The 20463-nt window shown below is 62.9% G+C and carries 22 protein-coding genes; 12 read left to right on the top strand and 10 right to left on the bottom strand.

Annotated features, from left to right (window positions below; translation table 11 throughout):
- Nucleotides 1-35: 35 nt before the first annotated feature.
- Nucleotides 36-1112, bottom strand: a complete 1077-nt coding sequence (locus PGC08_RS03355; RefSeq protein WP_101584595.1) for an NADH:flavin oxidoreductase/NADH oxidase — start codon at nt 1110-1112, stop codon at nt 36-38.
- A gap of 174 nt (nt 1113-1286) precedes the next feature.
- On the opposite strand from PGC08_RS03355, the gene PGC08_RS03350 reads away from it, so the two are divergent.
- From PGC08_RS03350 to PGC08_RS03325, 6 genes are all read left to right on the top strand, one after another.
- Nucleotides 1287-1622, top strand: coding sequence for an ArsR/SmtB family transcription factor (locus tag PGC08_RS03350; protein WP_101584593.1), 336 nt, complete (start codon nt 1287-1289; stop codon nt 1620-1622).
- Nucleotides 1623-1750: 128 nt separating this feature from the next.
- Nucleotides 1751-2023: a GlsB/YeaQ/YmgE family stress response membrane protein gene (locus PGC08_RS03345; protein ID WP_069599456.1), complete on the top strand. Its 273-nt coding sequence runs from the start codon at nt 1751-1753 to the stop codon at nt 2021-2023.
- Nucleotides 2024-2187: 164 nt separating this feature from the next.
- Nucleotides 2188-2853, top strand: a complete 666-nt coding sequence (locus PGC08_RS03340) for a TetR/AcrR family transcriptional regulator (protein ID WP_069599455.1) — start codon at nt 2188-2190, stop codon at nt 2851-2853.
- 48 nt (nt 2854-2901) lie between these two features.
- On the top strand, nt 2902-3960 hold the full coding sequence (locus PGC08_RS03335) for a hypothetical protein (protein WP_069599454.1): 1059 nt from the start codon (nt 2902-2904) through the stop codon (nt 3958-3960).
- Entirely contained in the window at nt 3957-5363 is a 1407-nt protein-coding gene (locus tag PGC08_RS03330; protein ID WP_125177917.1) for a PIG-L family deacetylase, read from the top strand. Before PGC08_RS03335 ends, PGC08_RS03330 begins: the two co-directional genes overlap by 4 nt.
- Nucleotides 5356-6066: a glycosyltransferase gene (locus tag PGC08_RS03325; protein ID WP_271709520.1), complete on the top strand. Its 711-nt coding sequence runs from the start codon at nt 5356-5358 to the stop codon at nt 6064-6066. The genes PGC08_RS03330 and PGC08_RS03325 overlap by 8 nt, the downstream gene beginning before the upstream one ends.
- Before the next feature lie 65 nt (nt 6067-6131).
- Here the strand turns inward: PGC08_RS03325 and PGC08_RS03320 are convergent, their stop codons facing one another.
- The 5 genes from PGC08_RS03320 to PGC08_RS03300 are packed head-to-tail and all read right to left on the bottom strand — an operon-like array spanning nt 6132 to nt 10180.
- A complete protein-coding gene (locus tag PGC08_RS03320) occupies nt 6132-6593 on the bottom strand; it encodes a DUF3151 domain-containing protein (RefSeq protein WP_009885166.1) in 462 nt (153 codons plus the stop codon).
- A 53-nt stretch (nt 6594-6646) separates the two neighbouring features.
- On the bottom strand, nt 6647-7573 hold the full coding sequence (locus PGC08_RS03315; protein WP_271709519.1) for a hypothetical protein: 927 nt from the start codon (nt 7571-7573) through the stop codon (nt 6647-6649).
- Nucleotides 7570-8649, bottom strand: a complete 1080-nt coding sequence (locus tag PGC08_RS03310) for a glycosyltransferase family 2 protein (RefSeq protein ID WP_009885168.1) — start codon at nt 8647-8649, stop codon at nt 7570-7572. Before PGC08_RS03310 ends, PGC08_RS03315 begins: the two co-directional genes overlap by 4 nt.
- A 47-nt stretch (nt 8650-8696) precedes the next feature.
- A complete protein-coding gene (locus PGC08_RS03305) occupies nt 8697-9605 on the bottom strand; it encodes a nucleotidyl transferase AbiEii/AbiGii toxin family protein (protein WP_271709518.1) in 909 nt (302 codons plus the stop codon).
- Nucleotides 9602-10180, bottom strand: coding sequence for a type IV toxin-antitoxin system AbiEi family antitoxin domain-containing protein (locus tag PGC08_RS03300; RefSeq protein ID WP_271709517.1), 579 nt, complete (start codon nt 10178-10180; stop codon nt 9602-9604). Before PGC08_RS03300 ends, PGC08_RS03305 begins: the two co-directional genes overlap by 4 nt.
- 221 nt (nt 10181-10401) lie before the next feature.
- On the opposite strand from PGC08_RS03300, the gene PGC08_RS03295 reads away from it, so the two are divergent.
- From PGC08_RS03295 to PGC08_RS03280, 4 genes are read left to right on the top strand one after another with little or no spacing between them, the layout of a single operon-like run.
- Nucleotides 10402-11994, top strand: a complete 1593-nt coding sequence (locus PGC08_RS03295) for a sodium:solute symporter (protein WP_096147032.1) — start codon at nt 10402-10404, stop codon at nt 11992-11994.
- Nucleotides 11987-12904 (top strand): dihydrodipicolinate synthase family protein, encoded by a 918-nt coding sequence (locus tag PGC08_RS03290; protein WP_271709516.1) that lies wholly within the window; start codon nt 11987-11989, stop codon nt 12902-12904. The genes PGC08_RS03295 and PGC08_RS03290 overlap by 8 nt, the downstream gene beginning before the upstream one ends.
- Nucleotides 12901-13899 (top strand): ROK family protein, encoded by a 999-nt coding sequence (locus PGC08_RS03285; protein WP_009885173.1) that lies wholly within the window; start codon nt 12901-12903, stop codon nt 13897-13899. The genes PGC08_RS03290 and PGC08_RS03285 overlap by 4 nt, the downstream gene beginning before the upstream one ends.
- Complete coding sequence (locus PGC08_RS03280) at nt 13899-14588, top strand: N-acetylmannosamine-6-phosphate 2-epimerase (protein WP_009885174.1); 690 nt, start codon at nt 13899-13901, stop codon at nt 14586-14588. Before PGC08_RS03285 ends, PGC08_RS03280 begins: the two co-directional genes overlap by 1 nt.
- Nucleotides 14589-14661: 73 nt before the next feature.
- On the opposite strand, the gene nagB is transcribed toward PGC08_RS03280, so the two are convergent.
- The 4 genes from nagB to PGC08_RS03260 all read right to left on the bottom strand — a co-directional run bounded on the left by nagB (nt 14662) and on the right by PGC08_RS03260 (nt 18313).
- Entirely contained in the window at nt 14662-15444 is a 783-nt protein-coding gene (gene nagB, locus PGC08_RS03275; RefSeq protein ID WP_069599449.1) for a glucosamine-6-phosphate deaminase, read from the bottom strand.
- A 13-nt stretch (nt 15445-15457) separates the two neighbouring features.
- Nucleotides 15458-16141 (bottom strand): FadR/GntR family transcriptional regulator, encoded by a 684-nt coding sequence (locus PGC08_RS03270; protein ID WP_096147030.1) that lies wholly within the window; start codon nt 16139-16141, stop codon nt 15458-15460.
- Nucleotides 16142-16247: 106 nt separating this feature from the next.
- Complete coding sequence (locus tag PGC08_RS03265) at nt 16248-17402, bottom strand: acyl-CoA dehydrogenase family protein (RefSeq protein WP_127362757.1); 1155 nt, start codon at nt 17400-17402, stop codon at nt 16248-16250.
- A 38-nt stretch (nt 17403-17440) separates the two neighbouring features.
- Nucleotides 17441-18313 carry a CoA transferase gene (locus tag PGC08_RS03260; protein WP_125240384.1) on the bottom strand — a complete coding sequence of 291 codons (873 nt, stop codon included), beginning with the start codon at nt 18311-18313 and terminating at the stop codon, nt 17441-17443.
- Nucleotides 18314-18512: 199 nt separating this feature from the next.
- Between PGC08_RS03260 and PGC08_RS03255 the strand changes: the two genes are divergently transcribed.
- Together PGC08_RS03255 and PGC08_RS03250 are read left to right on the top strand one after the other, a co-directional pair.
- The gene (locus PGC08_RS03255; protein WP_096168229.1) at nt 18513-19127 is read left to right on the top strand and encodes a TetR/AcrR family transcriptional regulator; all 615 of its coding nucleotides are present in this window, start codon (nt 18513-18515) and stop codon (nt 19125-19127) included.
- 107 nt (nt 19128-19234) lie between these two features.
- Nucleotides 19235-20323 carry an SPFH domain-containing protein gene (locus PGC08_RS03250; protein ID WP_009885181.1) on the top strand — a complete coding sequence of 363 codons (1089 nt, stop codon included), beginning with the start codon at nt 19235-19237 and terminating at the stop codon, nt 20321-20323.
- Nucleotides 20324-20463: the final 140 nt, after the last annotated feature.

Genomic DNA, 20463 nt, shown 5'->3' with positions numbered 1-20463 from the left:
CCCGCACCTATGCTCACAGTCTCAGACCGATCAGCCTACTTATGCGCCCGCAGGTACTGTGTCGGCTTGTAGTCGATCTCGTGACGCAGTGCGGCTGCGGCGCGAATAGGGAAGTTGGGATCGCGCAGCGATTCGCGGCCAAGGAGAATGACGTCGGCCTGCTCGGTCGCCAGAATGTGCTCGGCCTGGAACGGCTCGGTGATGAGTCCGACTGCGGCGGTGGGGATGTCGGCCTGCTTGCGGATTCCGGCAGCGAAGCTCGTCTGGTAGCCGGGGCCAACCGGGATCTTGGCCACGACGTTCGCACCAGTCGAAACGTCGACCAGATCAACCCCGTGGTCCTTCAACCACCCCGACAGCTGAGCCGTATCGTCGAGAGTCAGCCCGCCTTCGGTCCAGTCCGTCGCGGATAGGCGTACGAGCACGGGAACGTCTTCGCCCACCTCGGCGCGGGTGGCGTCAACGACCTCGAGGAGGAAACGGGCCCTGTTCTCCGGGGTTCCGCCATAAGAGTCGTTGCGGGTGTTGGACAGCGGGGAGAGGAACTCATGGAGCAGGTAGCCGTGCGCACCGTGAATTTCCACGAAGTCGAAACCGGCTTCCATCGACCTGCGAGCTGAGTCCGCGAAGGCAGTGACAGTCTCAGCGATCTCTGCTTCGGTGAGCTCACGTGGCGTGTTCAGTCCGGGGAACGCCACTGCAGAGGGCGCGAGAGTCTCCCAACCGCCTTCGCTCTCGGACAGGCTGCCTTCGTTGCCGTGTCCCAAGTCGGGGTAGGTCGAGGCCTTACGCCCTGCATGGGCGAGCTGGATTCCGGCCGCCGCTCCCTGAGAGTGCATGAAGTCGACGATCGGCACCAGAGCATCACGCTGCTCGTCGTTCCACATACCCAGGTCCCGCGGAGAGATCCGTCCTTCAGGAGTGACGCCAGCGGCTTCGACGATGATGGCGCCGGCGCCGCCCTTGGCCATCGATCCGTAGTGGACGAAGTGCCATGGTGTGACAACGCCGTCGAGGTGGTCTGCCGAGTACTGGCACATCGGCGGCACCCAAGCACGGTTGCGGAAAGTCACGCCACGCAGGGTGAGTGGTTCGAACAGCAGGTTGGACATAAGACCTCGTGATCATCGGTAGTGGGCTCGAGTCGTGGATGCTGGACTCGAGATGAAGTACGAAGCTCCTCGTACTTCGACGTTTACCGTACTACGAAGAAAGACGTACAATCAAAGGACAGTGAAACAATGTGACAGGAAGATCACCGAGATACTCAGACGAGGAGGCTGCACATGAGAACTCTTGACCATCCCGAACGGGATGAGATGCGACTCGACACCGTGCTCGCCGCGCTCGCCGACCCGATTCGCAGACACATCGCCTGCCGCCTGAACACCGCCGACGACGATCACGCCTGCGCTGCATTCGAGCTGCCGGTATCGAAGTCGACGTCGACCTATCACTTCAGAACCTTGCGCGAGGCTGGTGTGATCCGCCAGGAGTACCAGGGTACGTCGATCATGAACTCGCTGCGCAAGGACGATCTCGACGCCCGCTTCCCCGGACTGCTCGACGCGGTCTTCACCGCCCAGAACATCGAAGGCGGAGCGGCAGTCATCTCAGCCTGAGGCACCGACCGCATTGCCCAGCACTCAATTCCCTTGATATGTTGCTTACACTGTAAACATTGATTACAGTGTAAACATCGAGAGGCCTCAGGCCTCGCGCCTCCCCGCACTATCAAAGGAAACTACCCATGGGCTTCATCGCTTACCTAGTCCTCGGCCTCATCGCCGGGGCTATCGCAAAGCTGATCCTGCCAGGACGTCAGGGCGGCGGCTGGATCGCCACCCTCATCCTGGGCGTCATCGGCGCACTCCTGGGCGGCTGGATCGGCAGTGCCGTGTTCGGCGCGGGAGTCAGTTCGTTCTTCGATATCTCCACTTGGCTGTGCGCCATCGGCGGTTCACTGATCGTCCTCATCGCCTGGGGACTCATCACCGGCCGCAGTCGGGCCGCCAAGGCCTGAAGATCGATCCCTTCGATACCCGCACATCCCCAGTGCACTCTGCGCCCCGAACTCACCTGAGTTCGGGGCGCAGAGTCGTCTCCGGTGACCACAGGACCGCTAGGATGAATGCGGGCCGGGCCTCTTCACGGATGTCCGCCGATTCACCGATGTGAGGAGATTCCATGATTCGCCGGCGTCTGAGTCGCACCGATGTCGTTCAGGCTGCAATCACCTTCATAGACGACAACGGAGTCCAAGCCCTCACCATGAGACGGCTGGGTGCCGCACTCGGTGTCGAGGCCATGGCCCTGTACCGACATGTTCCCGGGCGCGAGGAACTCATCTCTGCGGCCGTCGGAGAACTCATCGACGATCTCTTCAATGACGATCTGATGCAGGAGAAGCCTTCGTCCTGGGAGGGCTATTTTCAATACGTTGCGAATGCGATGCGCAAGCTCGCGCTGACCCATCCGAAGATGTTTCCCCTGATGATCACCCAACCGCCAGATGCCCCGTGGCTGCGCCCACCCTTGCGCAGCATCCGCTGGGTCGACTATTTCCTCACGTCACTGAAGGAGTATGGGTTCTCCGACGATCGTGCCGTCAGCGCCTACAAAGCCTTCACCAGCTTCCTCCTCGGCGATCTTCTGCTCCAGGTATCGGCCCTCGGCGTCAGTCCAGTTCCGCTTGCGGAGAACAGCAACGACGAGCAGGACAACGAGAATCTTGGTGATTATCCGACGGTGCAACGGCTGCAGAGCAAACTCGCTGAGAACCATTCCGCCCGAGAGTTCGACGACGGACTCGACGACCTCATCGAACGCCTCCGCACCGCAATGGACTCCTAGCACCCCTCTCTCTTCCGTCCAGGCACCAATTACCCCGAAGGAAACGACATGAGCAGAGACTCCATTAGTTCCGACTCAGATGTCTTCTCTCCACTGGCCCCCTGGCTCGAGCTCCCGCGAGCGTCCTCCCAGCGTGAGGCCCTGATTCAGCTGGTCACTGACGGCGCTGCCCCACCGACGAAGATCACCTCACTTCAGAACCATTTGGACCTCACCGGCACCTCGTCCCAACTGCACCAGTGGGAGGCTCTGTCGATGGTCGCGTCGATCGATGTGGCCGTCGCCCGCATGCTCGAGCCCCATATCGATGCCCTCGGCATCATCGCCGAGGCGGGTCTCGAGCCACCCGGAGACCAGACCTCATGGGGTGTCTATGCTGCGGAAGTCCCTGGAAAGGTCGTCACTGTTGCCGAAACGGATGGCAGCACCGTCATCACCGGCGAGAAGGCGTGGTGTTCCTTGGCATCAGAGTTGAGTCATGCCATCGTCATCGCCCATCGCAACGGACACGGGCAGGCCGTGGCGGTGGGCATGGATGATCCGCGAGTCCATCCCGACCAAACCGCATGGCCCAGCATTGGACTCCGCGAGATCCCCAGCGGGTCTGTGACTTTCGACCAGGCGCCCGCCGAGGTGGTCGGTCCGCCCGGCTGGTATCTCGACCGTCCCTCGTTCGCCTGGGGCGGGATCAGGGTCGCCGCCTGCTGGTTCGGTGGTGCCCTGGGCCTGGCGCAGAATGCGGCCCGCCGACATTTCGCGCGCCCCACCCCTGCACCGATGGGAGACCTGTGCCTGGGACAGCTCGATGCGGAGATCTTCGCCGCCCGCGCGGTACTCGCTCAGGCGGCCGAGGCCGCAGACGGTGACGAGGAATTCTCACGCGATGGTGCCTGGTCGTTAGCCCTGCGGGTGCGCAACATCGTCTATCGCGGTGCCCAGCAGATTCAGCTTTTGAGCCGAGAGCTCGCGGGGCCTGCCGCGCTCACCGGCGACAGTACCTTCGCGAAGGCCGACGCGGATCTCACCGTCTACCTCAGTCAACACCACGGGCCCCGCGACGAGGCGTCCCTGGGCGAAGCGCTCGTGAAGGATTTCACAGCACGATGAGCTTCAGTCACCTGGATGAGAGCACCAGCGAAGAGGCGTGGGTCCAGGCCGGAGCCCTCGACCTTCCCCTCCTGACCGACGATGTCTGTGCTGAGGGCGGGTCAGTCCTGGTGCTCGCGGCACACCCCGATGACGAAGCATTCGGCGCCGCTTCGCTGCTGTCTCACGTTCGGGCATGCGACGCAGATGTGAGGGTGCTTCTGTTCACAGCCGGGGAGAATTCCCACCCTCATTCGACCACACACACTCAAGGTCGCCTCAAACAGGTTCGCCTGCAGGAATTCGATGCTGCACTGAGCACGCTGGGCCCGTCAGTGACGAGCAGATACCTCGAATTCGATGACGGAAGCTTGGCCGAGCACAGCGACCAGGTGATGCAGGAGATAGTGTCAGAGCTCTGTGCAGCTCCGGGTCCAGTCTCCATCGTTGCCCCATACAGCCGTGATGGGCACGCCGATCATGAGGCACTTGGTCAGGCCGCTCTGGCCGTGGGACGGCGAAGTAGGGCGACGGTGCTCGAGTATCCCATCTGGTATTGGCACTGGGCCACCCCCGAAGACTCACAGTGGCGATCGTGGCGCTTCCTACCCGATCCTCAGAACCTGGACAGGCAGGAGGTCTTCGAATGCTACCCCTCGCAGACTCTGCCCCTGTCCGACCAGACCGGCGATGAGGCGATCCTCAGTCGGGCACAGTTGGAGCACTTCGACCGAGGCGGAGACACCTTCAAGGTCACGGATTTCAGCGCCGACAAGTCAGAGACAGCCGCCGAGGCGGGTGTCAATGACGCGCACACAGCCTCACGGGTCTTCGACGGCGTCCACATTGATCGCAGTGATCCCTGGGCCGTGCGTGATTCCACCTACGAGATCTCCAAACGTGCGACTCTGCTCGCTCACCTTCCACAGACCTCGTTTGCCCATACGTTGGAGATCGGCTGCTCCGTCGGGGTCCTCAGCGAAGAACTCGCTGGGGTGAGTGAACGCGTGACCGCTGTCGATGCCAGCAGCCAGGCTCTGACAATTGCTGAAGCGCACCGCCCAGACAACTCCCGAGTCAGCTACGTTCGCGCCACGGTCCCCTTCGAATGGCCAGCGGGACTCTTCGACTGTGTTGTCCTGTCGGAGACGGGCTTCTACCTGTCTCGAACCCAGTTGCATCAGACTCTGCAGCGCATCGATGAGTCCACGACTCGCAGATTTGTGTTGGTGCTCTGCCATTGGAAGGGTGAGATCCGCGATTGGCCTTTGAATGCCGATGAGGTCCACGACAGCTGCCTGAGCTTCTGGCCTCATCACAGGCTCGAGTTCCATGCCGATGCGAATTATCGTCTCGACATCCTCACTGTGACCAAGTCCTCGAACTCTTCTGAAGCAGCTGCCGGGGGCGACACCGATGATTGATGTCTTCGCGGTCATCGTCCCGGCGCACAATGAGGAAGATGAGATCAAAGGCTGCCTCGAATCGGTGATGGCCTCAGTTTCGTACGCACGGCACACCTCCGCAGTCGCGCACATCCGGGTGATCGTCGTGGCCGATGCGTGCACGGATAGCACGCTCGACCTGGTCACGGACTTCGCGTCTCGGAATCCGATTGTCGAGGTGGTCACTGTCTCATTCAACAATGTGGGGATCGCTCGCAATACCGCCGCCGAGTACTTCATCGGACAAAGGGGCATTCACACCCAGCCGGCGCTTGATGCGATGTGGCTCGCCTTCACCGATGCCGACAGCCGCGTGCCCGAACATTGGATCGCCTCCCAGATCCGTCATGCCGAACTCGGTGTCGACTGCGTCGTGGGCACGGTTGCTCCGCGGCCCGAGACCGGGTCGTCCGAACTCCTTGCCAAATGGCATGCCGCACATGAACTGGGCGAGGACCACCCATTTGTCTTCGGGGCCAACCTTGGTGTCCGCGGATCCTACTTCGAACTCGTCGACGGATTTCCGCCCCTGCCATGCGGTGAGGACGCGGCCTTGGTGGCTGCGGTTCTCGATGCCGGCGGCCGGGTGCTGCGCACAGACACCTGCCGGGTCCTCACCTCAGCTAGGCTGGAAGGACGAGCCGCAGGCGGCTTCAGCGCCTACCTGCAGGAGCTGGCGTGACCCGGCTCCCAAGACTGCATGGGGCCGACCTCCCGCGATAAAGAGTTGTTCTACTGAGGAGCCGCTTACTCCCCCGCCGCAATCGCGTCGATGGCGGCAGGGTCGGACGAGCGCAGGAACTCTTCGATTCGAGCGGCCTCTTCACCCTCGCCGATGGCGCCAGCGGCACGGCCAAGGGCGTTGAGCGCGCGGAGGAACCCGCGGTTGATCTCATGCTTCCACGGGATCGGGCCTGCCCCACGCCATCCGGCGGCACGGAGGGAATCGAGGCCACGGTGGTAGCCGACGCGGGCATAGGCGTAGGAGTCGACGAGTCGCCCCTCACCGTGTGCTTCATCGGCCAGGATCGCCCAGGCCAGAGATGAGGCAGGCAGGCCAGCTGCGACATCGATGGGCTCTTCGCCGGCGTCGAGGCGCTTCCTCGCTTCAACGTCCGCATGGTCATCTGGCAGGTAGGTCGGCTGCGGGCCGAGTTGCGCGGCGTCGAGGTTGCCGATGTGTGATGGGTTGCCGATGGGCTGTGTCATGTCATCTCCTGATCGTTGGTCGAGTGCGGTGTTCAAGTGTCGAGTTCAGTGTTTCAGTTGGACTTCACTTCTGAAGGCTGGATGGAGTACGGGTTGGTGCTCAGGGCTCCGAAGATCCCCGCCTCGGCGAGTTCTTTCAGCCGCTTCTCGTCCTTGACTCCGGTGGCCCAGATGTCGAGATCCGTGCCGGTCCACTTCGAGGCATCTGCCGCATCGACAGCCATCATCGTGTACCCCACCTCGGACAACGACTGCTGCGATGTAGCAGTCGGATCACCGGTGAACATCACGGCCACCTCGGCGTCGGATGCGGCCTTGGCGACCTCGGCATTGGAGGTGCGCACGATCGTCGATTCGGCAATGTCCGCCTCGGCGATCTTCTTCAACACCGGGTCTGCCACCTGGGGCGATTCGATCAGGGGCATGAGCACGGTGGCTCCGGCCATCTCATCGACCATCTGATCCCAGGTGATGGGCTCACCGGGTGCGGTGTTCTTGCGCGGAGGCTTGATGTCCTGGTCAAGGAACGAATCACGATCCAGCGAGGACAGGTCGTCTTCGAGCTCCATCGCCTTGGGCGCGGACTTCGGATCCGCGGCGACGATGGTGCCATCGCCGAGTTCCGACAGAGTCGGTGCGGGCAGGTAGCCGAACTTCGCGTTCTCGGTGAAGGAGAATTTGGAGTTCGCCGGGTAGACGTCGGAACCGCCGTCGAGCGCGGCGACCACGGGCTTTTCGAGCGCGTCCACAGTCAGGTGGTCCTTGCTGCTGAACATACTGAACCCGAGGACGGCGACGACAGCGATGACGACGATGATGCCGGCCCACAGCGGTGCGTTGAACTTCTTCGGGGTCGGCCGCTCGGGCACCGGAGCCCGTCCACTCTCGATCGACTCTTCGGCAGGCTGCTCGCTTCCGGCCTGTGCACGAGTGTTCTGTTCACGTTCGCTGCGGCCGTACCGACGATTCTTCTTGCTCAACGGCTGCCGTCCTTCGTCGATCCGGCACCGGTGATCAGGCCCCGCAGGAAGCCGGCTCCCCAGCACAGGTGCATGGTGGGCAGGATGAGGCCGAACCAGGCGCGTTCGCGTCGTCCGCAGTCCTTGGCCGCCGAGGCGGTCGCGAGTATTGCCGACACGTATCCCAGGCTGGGCACGTGGACTAAAGAGGTGAAGCGGCGCAGGAATTTCGGCCACGTCTTCGTCCGCCCCGTGAGCTGCAGGAGGGCTTCGATGACGCTGGCTCCCATCCCGAGGACCAGCACCGGTGGCGCGAAGTAACGCAGCGAGTTGGCCGATCCGTAGCGGCGGATGAGTTCGGCGCGCCAGATGCCGGTGGCCCAGAACTGCTGACCGATCTTCGACCAGGAGTCACGCGGCCAGTAGGTGACCTCCATGTCCGGGTTGAACCAGATGCGACCGCCTGCGGTGCGGATGCGCAGGTTCAGTTCCCAGTCCTGTCCGCGTTTGATGCCTTCGTCGAACCCGCCGAGGTGGGCGAAGACCTCACGTCGATACACGCCGAGGTAGGCCGACTCGGCCTCCCCTGCTTCGTCACCGGAATGGTAGGCAGGACCGCCGAGTCCGACCGGGGACATGTAGGCCCGGGCCACGGCCTTCTGGAAAGACGTGCGACCGCGAGCGAGCATGAGCCCGCCACAGTTCGCGGCCTTGGTCTGGCGCAGGGTGTCGATGGCCTGCTCCGTGTAGTCGGTGCGCAGCCCGGAGTGTGCGTCGACGCGAATGATCACCGGGTGATGGGTCGCAGCGATGGCGAGGTTGAGGCCGATCGGCGTAGCAGCCTGCGGATTGTCAACGGTCTGGATCCTCGGGTCCTTGGCCGCCATATCCGCAATGATGCGGTTCGTGTCATCGGTCGACGGCCCGAGAGCGAGGACGATTTCCTTGTCTCCCTCATAGTCCTGGGCCAAGATCGTGGTGATCGCTTTGGCGATGTGCTCAGCCTCATTGAGGACCGGCATGATGAAGGAGACACCGGGGCGTTCGACCAGTGGCGGCAGACCCTCCGGGGTCAGGATCTCAAGAATTTTCGACACGCCTTCAATCTTCCCACATGGCCACGGTCTCGGTCTTGAGGGGTTGCTCAGCTGGGCAGGTCCCTCCACCTCTGCGCCACCGGGTCCCATTGGAGGTGTTCCACGCGTGACGCAAGTGCCGGATCGGCGAAGGCGAAACACGAAGTCAGCAATTCACGGAAGCTCTCCGGGGTGGTGCTCTCCAACCGTTGCCGCTTTCTCCAATTTTCCCATTTGAGCTGCACCAGTTCGGGCATTGCTCCCAGCAAGGACTCAAGCGGTTCAATCTCAACATTCCGATGGCTGGCGACGGCATCAATACCTTGCCGCAGGTCCGACCCTCGAATCCTGCGGGTGCGCGCAATCGCGACAATATCCGTGAAATCGCGCCAACGAGTGTTCAGTTCACCACGTTCGATCGCAGTCACGATCTTTTCAGCGAGCACCATGTGGTCTGGGTAACCAGTTAATCGCAGTGTGCCGCCGAGGAGAAGCGGCAGCTCAGTCTCTGTCGGGGCAGGCCAGATCGGGTCACCAAAGTTGATATCAACATGGAGCGCCACCTTGGCAGTTGCCAGTTGTGCAACGACCTTCACACGAACACCTGTGTAATTGGCTTCATCTCGAATCGGCTCGCCGCGCACCGAGTTCGAGTCGAATTCCAGGCCATCCACAATCGTGATCGCGGCAATTTCCCGAATCCGCTGCTCTACTTCAGGCACGTCGTTGGGAAAGCCAGATGCGGCCAGGTCTACGTCGCGTGTGGGTCTGCGAGAGGCAAAGGCCGCCATGAGCACTCCACCTTTGAGTACGAAGTCGGGTGAAAATCCAGAAGCCGCGATGCGCGCGAGGAGGCCTTCCAACGCATACAAAGTGATGTACTCAGCCGGGTCACGCTGATGCCGTTGCGCCAAATTGCGCAGATCGTTGTACGCCCGCCCCGCAGGGCTGTCTCTGGGTGGGACAGGAGGTGTCATAGCAACACGTCCAGTGCGATTCGGAGTTTCGGCAGTGCCTTCGGGAACGATGACGCAGTTTTCAGCAAGGCCGATGGAGTATTGCCACGGCGTCGCAGCCAGCGGCGAAGTGCCTCATGGGCAACATCGTTTCCCTCGATGTGCATGAGACGGAAGCAGTCGATTATGGTGCGCTCTGACGAATAGACCGAAACTGAAAGATCATTGTCGATCGTGATCTGCTCACGCCCAAGACTGAAGGTCGATGAATCGAAACTGTGCCATTTCACGTTGGCAATCCCCGAAGGAGGACGGGTGCCGCGAGGCAGAGCAATGGTTGATTCGAACGGTATCGCATCGCTCAGATCGTGGTGAACGAGGGCACTGGTCAGACATAAAGTGGCGGATTCTTGCGCGACCGTCGCTGCTGCGAGGGACGTAAACGCGGGATCAATGACACCAGGGCGCATGTAGACCCCTCGCCCTACTCTCTCGATTTCGCCCTGCTCGAGCAGCGTGTACACATGGTGCTTCTGCACGCCGGCCAGGAGCGCGTCCTTGAGCGTGAAGGTGATAGGGAGTGCTGTATTCGGCATCGTTATTTCCTAACTGCTTACACATATAGCATATCTGTGCACAGTTAGTTTCACAATGAAAAATCAACACGCATGACGCCGCTCCTCCACCCGAGTCTCCCCCAAGGCTTGTGTCCGCGAACACATTCCCGTACATTCGTGACGTAGGACATCATACGTCTTATGTTTCACTCGGGATCTGCATCGACGCGATCCCGTTCGGACTCACGTGAGGAGGGAGCATGGACGCTCCGGGACTCGGAGGCCTGAATTGGGCCGTGATCATCATCTATCTGCTGGCTACGCTGGGAATCGGGGTCTGGTTCACCCGCAAGGCGAGCGCCGGAACTGACTCCTTCTTCAAAGCCAACGGTCGTATCCCCGCGTGGGCGGCAGGCTTCAGCATCTATGCGACGACGCTGTCCGCCATCACCTATATGTCCACGCCCGAGCAGGCCTTCCTCACAGACTGGTCCTACGCGGCCGGCAATATCGCAATCTTCGCGATCGTCCCACTGCTCGTCCTGTTCTACATCCCCTTCTTCCGCAAGCTCGACGTCACCACTGCCTATGAGTACCTCGAGGAACGCTTCGGACCCACCATCCGTGTTCTCGGATCACTCCTGTTCGTGCTCTTCCACATCGGACGCGTGGCCATCGTCGTCTATCTGCCCACATTGGCCATCAGCTCGGTGACCAATATCAGCCCCGTGCTCGTCGCCGCCGCGGTCGGCGTTCTCTCCGTCGTCTACACCTTCCTCGGCGGCATCGAAGGCGTCATCTGGTCCGACGTGGTTCAGGGCATCATCCTCCTCGTCGGCGCAGCCGTGATCCTCGTCTTCGGCATCGCCGCTCTCGATGGGGGTCTGGCCACAGTCGCCGCCGATGCAGCAGCAGACGATAAGTTCATCTCCGCCGACAATTGGAAGTTCGGTGGAGCGGCAGCGGCCATCCCGATCGTCTTCCTCGGCTCCGTGTTCAACAACCTTCACCAGTACACCGCCAGCCAGGACGTGGTGCAGCGCTATCAGACGACCGATTCTCCGAAGAGCACGATCCGGTCCCTCATCGTCAACGGGTTCCTCGCCCTGTTGACCATTCCTCTGTTCTACGGAATCGGCACCGTCCTCTACAGCTACTACCAGCACGCCGAGGCTCTGCCTGAAGGTTTCAACACTTCGGCCCTGGTGCCCTACTTCGCCGTCACCGCGCTGCCGGCCGGCATCTCAGGTCTGCTCATCGCCGCGATCTTCGCGGCCGCACAGTCGACGATCTCGTCGAGCCTGAATTCGATCTCCGCCTGCGTCACCGTCGATATCAGGGACCGTTTCTTCCCGCCCAAGAACGGCCTGGCACGCACCGGCGTCGGCTTCTCCCGACTGGTCATCGTCATCGTCGGAGCGCTCTCGGTCGGAGTCGCCCTCTACCTTTCCGCCACCGATCAGGCCCAGACCTGGGATCTCTTCCTGTCCATCACCGGACTCTTCGGGGTTCCCCTCGCCGGTGTCTTCGCGCTCGGCATCTTCACCAAACGGGCCAATAGCGCCGGAGTGCTCAGCGGGCTCGTGCTCGGTGCCGCGGTCGCCTGGTACGTCCAGGATGTCGCGGGCCTGACACCCTTCGCAGTCTCGGCAGTGGCCTTCGTCGGCGCCGTCGTCTTCGGCTACATCATCTCCCTGTTCACCGGCTCGAAGGCCCGTCGCGCCGACCACGACGTGACCGCACTGACGATCTACGGCAAACGTGACCAGTACACACGTCGCATCCCAACCTCCCCAACGACAACCTCGGCGGGGGACAGCAACAACATCAAGCAAGGACAGACCAATGAGTGAATTCCACGGCATCATCCCCCCACTGCTGACTCCGCGCACCGACAGTGGCGAGCTGGACCGCGAGGGCATTTCGGCCCTCGTCGAACATCTCGTTAACGGCGGAGTGCACGGCATCTTCGTTCTCGGCTCCTCAGGTGAGGTCCCCTATCTCACCGCGACCGAACGCGATCAGGTGCTGACCATCGCGCTCGAAGCCGCCGCTGGTCGGGTCCCGATTCTGGTCGGCATCAGCGAACAGACGACCGGCCGCGTCCTCGACGAGGCCAAGCGCCTGCTCGCGATCGGCGGAGACGCTGCCGTGGTCACCACCCCGTTCTATGCACTGTCCGATTCTGCCGAAATCGAACAGCACTTCCGCACGGTCGCGAAACACCTCGACGTTCCCGTCTTCGCCTACGACGTCCCCGTGCGAACCCACTCCAAACTGCCCCATGACGTCACCGTGCGCCTGGCCCGCGAGGGTGTGCTGGCCGGGGTCAAGGATTCCTCGGCCGACGACGTGTCCTTCCGTCGCCTCCTCATCGAGACGAAGGATCTGCCCGACTTCGCGGTCTTCACCGGCCACGAGGTGGTCGCCGACGGTGCGCTCCTCGGCGGTGCCGCCGGGATCGTCCCAGGCCTGGGCAACGTCGACCCAACCGGATACGTGCGCCTCTTCGACGCCGCCCGAGCCGGTGACTGGACGACGGTCGCGGCCGAGCAGGACCGCCTGGCAAGGTTGTTCCAGATCACCGCCGCACCCACCCCTGGCCGCGTCTCCCCCGGTGCCGCCGGCCTCGGAGCGTTCAAGACGGCCCTGCAGCTCATGGGCGTGATCACCTCCAACCGCATGGCCGAACCGATGCTCGCACTCGATGCAGAGGAGACCGACCGCGTCAGGGAGGTCATCTCCGCCGAGGGGCTCCTGTGACCTCACCCCCAGTCGTCGCCGTCGATGTCGGAGGCACGAAGATCCGTGCCGGTTCCGTCATCGACGGCGTCGTGGACCACCTCCGGGAGGTGCCGACGCCGGCAGCCGCAGGTGCTCGCGCCATTCTCGGCACCATCGCCGAGGTGGCTCGCGGGGTCATCCGCGACACCGAAGTGTCGACTCCAGATGCTTCCACCCCCACCTGGCGCATCGGCATCGGATCCGCCGGGGTCATCGATCCGGACACGGGAACCGTCGTCTCGGCCACAGACTCGATAACCGGTTGGGCAGGGACAGCGTTGACCGCCGAGATCACGGCGCGTCTCGGGGCCGAAACGCGAGCTGTCAACGATGTCCATGCCCATGCTCTCGGGGAGGCTCTTGCCGGTGCCGCTTGCGGAACCCAGAGCTCACTGCTCGTGGCCGCGGGTACGGGCATCGGGGGCGGATTCATCACGGAGAACCGCCTGCTCACGGGCCGCCATGCAGCGGCGGGGCACATCGGTCACCTGCCGGTCGCCGCCGCACAGGGACTGCCCTGCCCTTGTGGCGGCATGGGACATCTGGAAGCGATCGCCTCCGGGCCCGCGGTGCTCTCGGCCTACCACCGAGCAGTTGGGGACCAAGGTCCAGGTGGGCCGCGGGTGTCGACGACACGTGAGCTGGCCGAACTCGCCGACTCCGGCGAGGCACCGGCACAACGTGCGTTCGAGCAGGCAGGCCGAGCATTGGGCTCGGCCTTGGGTGGTGTGGCCAATGTGCTGTCTCCCGAGGTCGTCGTCATCGGAGGCGGACTCTCGGGAGCCGGTGAGCTGTGGTGGGTCCCGCTGCGGGAAGCGTTCGAAACCGAACTCATCCCCGCTGTTCGCGGGCTGTCTCTCCGCCCGGCACAATTGGGACAGGACGCGGCTCTCATCGGCGCGGCGAGCCTGTGGTCGAGCGGCCGGGTATCGACCGACGAGACCACTATGACCAGCAGCGGGGAGTTGCAGTGATGTTGACCAAGCAGGAGATCATCGACTCCCTTCGCGGAGGACTCATCGTCTCGGCCCAGGCCTACCCGGGTGAACCCATGCGGGATCCTCGGACGATGGCTCAGGTCGCGGCCTCGGCTGTGCGCGGTGGTGCGGCCGCCGTGCGTATCCAAGGCATCAGTGACATCCAGGCCACTCGGTCTGCGGTGGAGACTCCGATCATCGGCCTGTGGAAGGACGGTTCCTCCGGCGTCGTCATCACGCCGACCTTCCAGCACGCACACGCCGTCGCTTCAGCCGGCGCTCATGTGGTGGCACTCGATGGCACCCGTCGGCCACGCCCGGACGGCTTGAGCCTGGCTCAGACCGTCGCGCGTCTGCATGAGGAGACGAACGCCCTGGTCATGGCCGATTGCGGCAGCCTCGAGGATGCGCGATCCGCGGCCGCCGCCGGTGCCGACTTCATCGGCACCACCCTGGCCGGATACTCCGGCGAGCGCCTGCCGACGACCGGTCCTGACCTTGAGCTTGTGCGTGAGATCCGGGAGGCGGCTCTGGGACCGATGCTTGTCGCCGAGGGACGCATCCACTCACCGGCCGACGCGGCAGCAACCATGGCCGCCGGTGCCGAAGCCGTCGTCGTGGGCACAGCGATCACCCACCCGTCGACGATCACATCCTGGTTCGTCGACGCGTGCCAGCCTGACTGAATGACTCCGGGTCTGACTAACTAGCTGCCAGCCTGACTGACTTCCAGTCTGCAGGGCACAACGAACCCTGCGCTCAGAGCCTCTGCCCCTCGAGCTTGCTCGCGTAGATGTGACGGTAGTAGTCACCCAGCTGCAGCCTCGAGGCGGCCTCCTCGTCGACGAGGATCGTGACGTGAGGATGCATCTGCAGTACGGTCGCCGGCCACATCGAGGAGACCGGACCTTCGACCATCTGGTGCACGGCCTCGGCCTTGTGACCGCCGGTGGCGATGAGCATGAGGTGACGGGCCTCGAGAATCGTTCCCAGCCCCTGGGTCAGACAGTGCTGCGGGACTGCGTCGACATCGTCGTCGAAGAAGCGAGCATTGTCGATGCGCGTCTGACGGGCCAAGGTCTTCACCCGCGTCCGTGAGGACAGGGATGATCCGGGCTCATTAAAGGCGAGGTGACCGTCGGTGCCGATACCGAGGATCTGCAGATCGACTCCCCCAGCCTCGGCGATGGCATGGTCATATTCCGCCGAGGCGGCCCTGAGGTCCTCAGCCGTCCCATCCGGGCCCTGCACCGCACCTTTCGCGAAGTCCACGCGGGAGGCGAATTCGGTGTCGATCACGTTGTGATAGGACTGCGGATGCGAGGCCGGCAGTCCCACATATTCGTCGAGCATGAAGGCGCGAACCTTCGCGAACGAGAGTCCGTCCTGTTCGTGACGCTTCGTCAGCTCATCGTAGACGCTGAGCGGGCTCGACCCGGTGGCCAGACCCAGCACGGGTGAGGGGTCCTCGCGAACGAGCCGCTCGATGGCGTCGGCGACCAGCGTCGACAGTTCGGGTTCAGGGGCGATGATGACTTCCATCAGTTCTCTTCTCTCAGTCGACGTCGCGGTCGAGGGCTCGGGCAATCGGATCATAGTGGACTGTGATCGCAGCATGGAAGGCTTCGACGTCTCCGTCCTGAGCCGCCTCGAGCATCTCTCCGTGCGCTTTTGCAGTCTGTTCCAGGTCGGCGGCCACGGCGACGTTGAGCCGGGGCAGCACTGCCGTGTGCACATCCCAGAAGGCGGCGACGAGCTGGCCGACGAGCGAATTGTCCAAGGCCGACAGCAGCCCCGTGTGGAAGGCCCGATCCTGCTGCGGAAACGATCGTCCCTCTTTGGCCATGGCGACCATGTCGTCGACAAGTGCTGAGAGCTCGGGGTTCGCTGTGCCCTCCAGACTCTTCACGATCGCCTTCGACATTCCGAAGTCGAGGGCCTGGCGGACTTCGACGACGTCGCGCAGTGCCCGCAGGTCATCGCCTGGGCTGAGCACGCCGCGGAAGACCAGGGCTTCGACGAGCGCGTCGAGGGACATCTCGCCGACGTAGGTTCCGTGCCCGTGCCGGACGTCGACGATGTCGAGCGTCGACAGTTTGCGGATGGCTTCCCTGACGTTCGATCGGGAGACGCCGAGGCGGTCGCAGAGTTCCCCTTCGGTGGGCAGGAGATCGCCGGGCCTGAGTCCATCGGAGAGGATGAGGTCCTTGATCCGATCAGATGTCGTCGTTTTCGCCATCTTCGCCCTCCACAGATCGATCCGTATCTGACCTCCAGTATACGTCTGACATCAGATGTACTTCCAATGTAGAGACTGCGCCACCGGACCTGCTCAGAGAGACTGCTCAGAGCCCGCGGGAGATGAGCTCCTTCATGATCTCGTTTGTGCCGCCGTAGATTTTCTGCACACGGGCATCGGCGTACATACGCGCGATCGGGTATTCCATCATGTAGCCGTAGCCGCCGAAGACCTGCAGGCAGCGGTCGATGACATTGGTCTGCGCGTCCGTGGCCCAGTACTTGCCGGCGGAGGCCTGTTCGGTGGTGAGCTTTCCGTCGATGTGCAGTTGGGTGAGGTGGTCGACGAAGGTCCTGGTGGAGAAGACTTCGGTGGCGCACTCGGCGAGGACGAACTTGGTGTTCTGGAACTTCATGATCGGCTGTCCGAAGGCCTCACGCTCCTTCGCATAGGCCACTGCTTCGCGCACGGCAGCCTCGGCGGTCGTCGCTCCCGCCACGGCGATCGCCATGCGTTCCTGTGGCAGCTGCTGCATGAGCTGGATGAATCCGCGGCCTTCGACTCCGCCGAGGACGTTGTCGACGGGCACGCGCATGTCTTCGAAGAACAGTTCGCGGGTGTCCTGGCCGCGCTGGCCGACCTTGTCCAGGACGCGACCGCGGGAGAAACCGGGAAGGTCGGCCACCTCGGCGACGATGAGGGAGACGCCCTTGGCGCCGGGTTCCTCGCTTGTGCGGGCGACGATGACGAGGATGTCGCAGTGTGTCCCGTTGGAGATGAAAGTCTTCGAGCCGTTGATGACGTACTCGTCGCCATCGCGCACGGCCTTCGTCTTCACGCTCTGCAGGTCGGATCCGGTGCCGGGTTCGGTCATGGCGATTGCGGCGACCAGTTCGCCGGTGGCCATGCCGGGCAGCCACCGCTTCTTCTGCTCTTCGGTGCCGAAGGTGTTGATGTAGTGGGCGATGATCGTGGAGTGGACGCTGTTGCCCCAGGCCGCATCGCCGGCGAACCCCTGTTCCTGCATGATGATCGCCTCATGGGCGAAGGTGCCGCCGCCTCCGCCGTATTCTTCGGGAATGGAGATGCACAGCAGTCCGGCATCGCCGGCCCGGTTCCACAGTTCACGGTCGACCTGGTGGTTGTCGATGAAGGTGTCCTGGTGGGGCACGATCTCCTTGTTCATGAAGTTGCGCACGAGTTCGCGCAGGTCATCTGTTTCCTGTGTCTCCCAGGTACCGCGGTATCCGTCGAGAATCATGAGTGCTATCCTTTGAAGTCTGTTTATCCTCGGGTAATTCAGGCGCCGGGTGTCACGGGCAGGGCTGTGCCGGCCGAAGCCGCGGTGACCGGCTCGAAGGGAAGATCGTGGGCTCGGGCCAGCTCCATCCAGTCGCTCGTGGGCTTTGCGGCGAAGGCCGCCTCGAGGCTCGCGTGATCGCTGCCGACATGCTGGGCCAGAGCTTTGGCGAAGACCGGTTCGACGCAGCCGACGGCAATGGTCCCATCAGCGGTGTCATAGGTTCGGTAGAACGGTGATCCCCCACCCAGTGGGCCACTTGGTGAGCTGAGACCGTGCCTGGCTGGTCCTGCCGCCCGGGCTGCGGCTTCATCGAGGACGACGCGGTTGACGATGCCTGTCCTCTTCCCGCCGGTCTGCGAGTCGCGCTTGTGCAGTCCGGCCAGCGCCGCCGTCGCTGCGCTTTCTCCGCCGACGATGTCAGCGACGGGAATCGTCGGGGTCATGCCCGGAACAAGGGTTCCGTGAGCGGCCTGATAGGTGAGGTCGTGTCCGGGGATGTCTTCCCGCTCCCCCGCGAATCCGACGATCTCGACGTAGACGAGCCCGTAGCTCTCGACGATGGAGGGCAGTCCAAGCGACTGTGCCGCTCGCGGCCGCATGGCGGTGATGAGCACATCGGCTTCGGCGGCGAGTTCGTGGAGCCGGGCGATCCCTTCGTCATCTTTGAGGTTGAGCGTGAGGATTTCGTGACCGGCGGTCAGCTCCCGGTAGTACTCGGGGACGATGTGGGCGACCGGGTCGCCCGTCGGGGGTTCGACCTTGATCACCCGCGCCCCGAGGCTGGACAGCCGTGCGGCCGCGTAGGGGCCCGGCAGATTGATCGCGAGATTGATGACCGTGACCCCGGCCAGAAGATCGTGCTCGCTCATTGATGGTCCTCCCGTTGAACCCTGCTGGTGATCCTGCGAAGTTTTCCTCAACTCAAGAAGTACTTCCCTCGTATTGAAAGACTGTATAAGCTATTGAAAGCTTGTTCAATGGCCTGGATGCGAGAATTGTCCAGGACACAGCGTCCGCGACAGACCGTGCAGACAGATGATGACCACCGATCACACCGTGAGGAGCGCCATGGCGGAGAACGAGGGCACCGGCCTCCCAGCTGCCGGCCACGACGACCTGACAAGTCGTGCCCGGATTCGCAATGCCGCCCTGCACCAGTTCGCGGTCAAGGGCTTCGCGGGCACCCCGCTGCGCGCCATCGCCACCGAAGCCGGCGTCGCCATTGGGCTCATCGGTCACTATTTCGGGTCGAAGGAGGGCACCAGGGAAGCGGTCGAGACCTGGATCGTGGGACTCTTCGCCTCCGCCCTTGATCGTGCCGATTCCACCTCGGCGGACACGGTCGCTGATGTCACCGTCCGCGACGAGACCGTGGCACAGATGCTCGCGGACAATCCCCTCGTCGTCGACTACCTGCGGCGTCAGGTCCTGGAGATGCCTGCTGACGGCATGCTCATCTCACGTCTGGCCTCTCTGACGATGGAAAGCGTCGAGGCCATGCGCAACGCTGGGCAGGCATCGGCCAACCGTGACCGTGTCGAACAGGTTGTCACCGCCATGGTCCGCCAACTCGGCAGGCTCTTCCTGCAGCCTCTCGTCGATCAGATCGTCGATTCCTTCCCTGAAGACGAACAGCCAGCCACCCATCCGGAACTGCGTGTGGAGATCAAAACCGCACAGTAGATGGTTTCGCAGCAGTCGACCCTCGCGCCGCAGGCTCCGTGACGACTAGAGTGGGTCAGCAACAGATGTTGTAGGAAACAGCGCACCCACCCACGCTCGGAGGAGCCATGGAAATTCTCACCGGAGGCGTCATTGCCGTCGTAGTCGTCGTCCTCATCCTGGCCGTACTGTTGTTCGGCAAGTTGAGGACCAGCATGTTCTTCACGGTCAAGACGCAGGAGAACGTCATCGTCGAGCGCTTCGGCAAGTTCAAAAAGGTCGCCAAGCCGGGCCTGAACTTCAAGATGCCCCTCGTCGAAACGATCAGCAAACCGATCTCCCTGCGTGTTCAGCAGCTCGAGGTCAACATCGAGTCGAAGACGAGCGACAACGTCTTCGTCACAGTCCCCGTCGCCGTGCAGTACGTCGTCGAGGAGGAGAATGTCACCGACGCTTACTACAAGCTGGCGAACTCCGAGGAGCAGATCAGGTCCTATGTCTTCGACACCGTGCGCTCCGCACTCTCGGGCCTGACTCTGGACACGGCGTTTGAGTCGAAGGACGATATCGCTGAAAACGTCGAACGCCGGCTCTCGGAGTCGATGCGCCGCTACGGGTTCAAGATTGTGAGCACTCTGGTCACGGACATCACCCCGGATTCCAAGGTTCGCGATTCCATGAACTCGATCAATGCTGCTCAGCGTGACCGTGTGGCCGCCCAGTCCCTGGCCGAGGCCGACAAGATCAAGCGCGTCACGCAGGCGCAGGCGGAGTCCGAAGCGATGCGTCTGCACGGTGAAGGTGTCGCCGCACAGCGCAAGGCCATTGCCGAAGGCATCGCCGAACAGTACTCGAAGCTGCAGTCGGTGGGCATCGACAGGACGGCCGAACAGCTGCTGATGCTGACCCAGTACTTCGACACCATGCAGAACGTAGCCCAAGAGGGTCGCTCCAACGTGCTGTTCATGCCCTCGAACCCGGGCGGCCTGGGTGAGATGACGCAGGAGATCAGGAACACCCTGTTCGCGGCCAATGCGTCTGAGGATGCGAAGAACACTTCAGGGCTCAAGGGCGCCACCGGCCCCCGGTCCCAGAAGCAGGCCGAGTCGAAGGCAGCACAGAGCGCACCCGCTGAGACGAAGTCGGCAATGAAGCGCGCAGTCGACGCCGTCAGGCCCCACACCAATCACCAAGATCAGACTCCCGAGGACTCCTGAGGATTCCTGAGCTTGGCTACTAGGCCTGCCCCAAGGGCTGACGCAGTCTGAGACGAACGACAGAACGGGCGCCGGTGCATCAGCACCGGCGCCCATTCGTCTGTCTACAACCACCTAGTCGCAGCCAGGAGGTTCAGGAA

This window comes from Brevibacterium sp. BDJS002, assembly GCF_028201555.1.
In the GTDB taxonomy this organism is placed as follows: domain Bacteria; phylum Actinomycetota; class Actinomycetes; order Actinomycetales; family Brevibacteriaceae; genus Brevibacterium; species Brevibacterium aurantiacum.
The sequence above is the reverse complement of the archived record's forward strand: the minus strand, read 5'-3'. Positions and strand labels throughout refer to the sequence as shown.

What these genes read in the sequence shown, in the direction of transcription:
- PGC08_RS03355 (WP_101584595.1), bottom strand. Translation starts at nt 1,112, where the DNA reads ATGTCCAACCTGCTGTTCGAACCACTCACCCTGCGTGGCGTGACTTTC.
- PGC08_RS03350 (WP_101584593.1), top strand. Translation starts at nt 1,287, where the DNA reads ATGAGAACTCTTGACCATCCCGAACGGGATGAGATGCGACTCGACACC.
- PGC08_RS03345 (WP_069599456.1), top strand. Translation starts at nt 1,751, where the DNA reads ATGGGCTTCATCGCTTACCTAGTCCTCGGCCTCATCGCCGGGGCTATC.
- PGC08_RS03340 (WP_069599455.1), top strand. Translation starts at nt 2,188, where the DNA reads ATGATTCGCCGGCGTCTGAGTCGCACCGATGTCGTTCAGGCTGCAATC.
- PGC08_RS03335 (WP_069599454.1), top strand. Translation starts at nt 2,902, where the DNA reads ATGAGCAGAGACTCCATTAGTTCCGACTCAGATGTCTTCTCTCCACTG.
- PGC08_RS03330 (WP_125177917.1), top strand. Translation starts at nt 3,957, where the DNA reads ATGAGCTTCAGTCACCTGGATGAGAGCACCAGCGAAGAGGCGTGGGTC.
- PGC08_RS03325 (WP_271709520.1), top strand. Translation starts at nt 5,356, where the DNA reads ATGATTGATGTCTTCGCGGTCATCGTCCCGGCGCACAATGAGGAAGAT.
- PGC08_RS03320 (WP_009885166.1), bottom strand. Translation starts at nt 6,593, where the DNA reads ATGACACAGCCCATCGGCAACCCATCACACATCGGCAACCTCGACGCC.
- PGC08_RS03305 (WP_271709518.1), bottom strand. Translation starts at nt 9,605, where the DNA reads ATGACACCTCCTGTCCCACCCAGAGACAGCCCTGCGGGGCGGGCGTAC.
- PGC08_RS03300 (WP_271709517.1), bottom strand. Translation starts at nt 10,180, where the DNA reads ATGCCGAATACAGCACTCCCTATCACCTTCACGCTCAAGGACGCGCTC.
- PGC08_RS03295 (WP_096147032.1), top strand. Translation starts at nt 10,402, where the DNA reads ATGGACGCTCCGGGACTCGGAGGCCTGAATTGGGCCGTGATCATCATC.
- PGC08_RS03290 (WP_271709516.1), top strand. Translation starts at nt 11,987, where the DNA reads ATGAGTGAATTCCACGGCATCATCCCCCCACTGCTGACTCCGCGCACC.
- PGC08_RS03280 (WP_009885174.1), top strand. Translation starts at nt 13,899, where the DNA reads ATGTTGACCAAGCAGGAGATCATCGACTCCCTTCGCGGAGGACTCATC.
- nagB (WP_069599449.1), bottom strand. Translation starts at nt 15,444, where the DNA reads ATGGAAGTCATCATCGCCCCTGAACCCGAACTGTCGACGCTGGTCGCC.
- PGC08_RS03270 (WP_096147030.1), bottom strand. Translation starts at nt 16,141, where the DNA reads ATGGCGAAAACGACGACATCTGATCGGATCAAGGACCTCATCCTCTCC.
- PGC08_RS03265 (WP_127362757.1), bottom strand. Translation starts at nt 17,402, where the DNA reads ATGATTCTCGACGGATACCGCGGTACCTGGGAGACACAGGAAACAGAT.
- PGC08_RS03260 (WP_125240384.1), bottom strand. Translation starts at nt 18,313, where the DNA reads ATGAGCGAGCACGATCTTCTGGCCGGGGTCACGGTCATCAATCTCGCG.
- PGC08_RS03255 (WP_096168229.1), top strand. Translation starts at nt 18,513, where the DNA reads ATGGCGGAGAACGAGGGCACCGGCCTCCCAGCTGCCGGCCACGACGAC.
- PGC08_RS03250 (WP_009885181.1), top strand. Translation starts at nt 19,235, where the DNA reads ATGGAAATTCTCACCGGAGGCGTCATTGCCGTCGTAGTCGTCGTCCTC.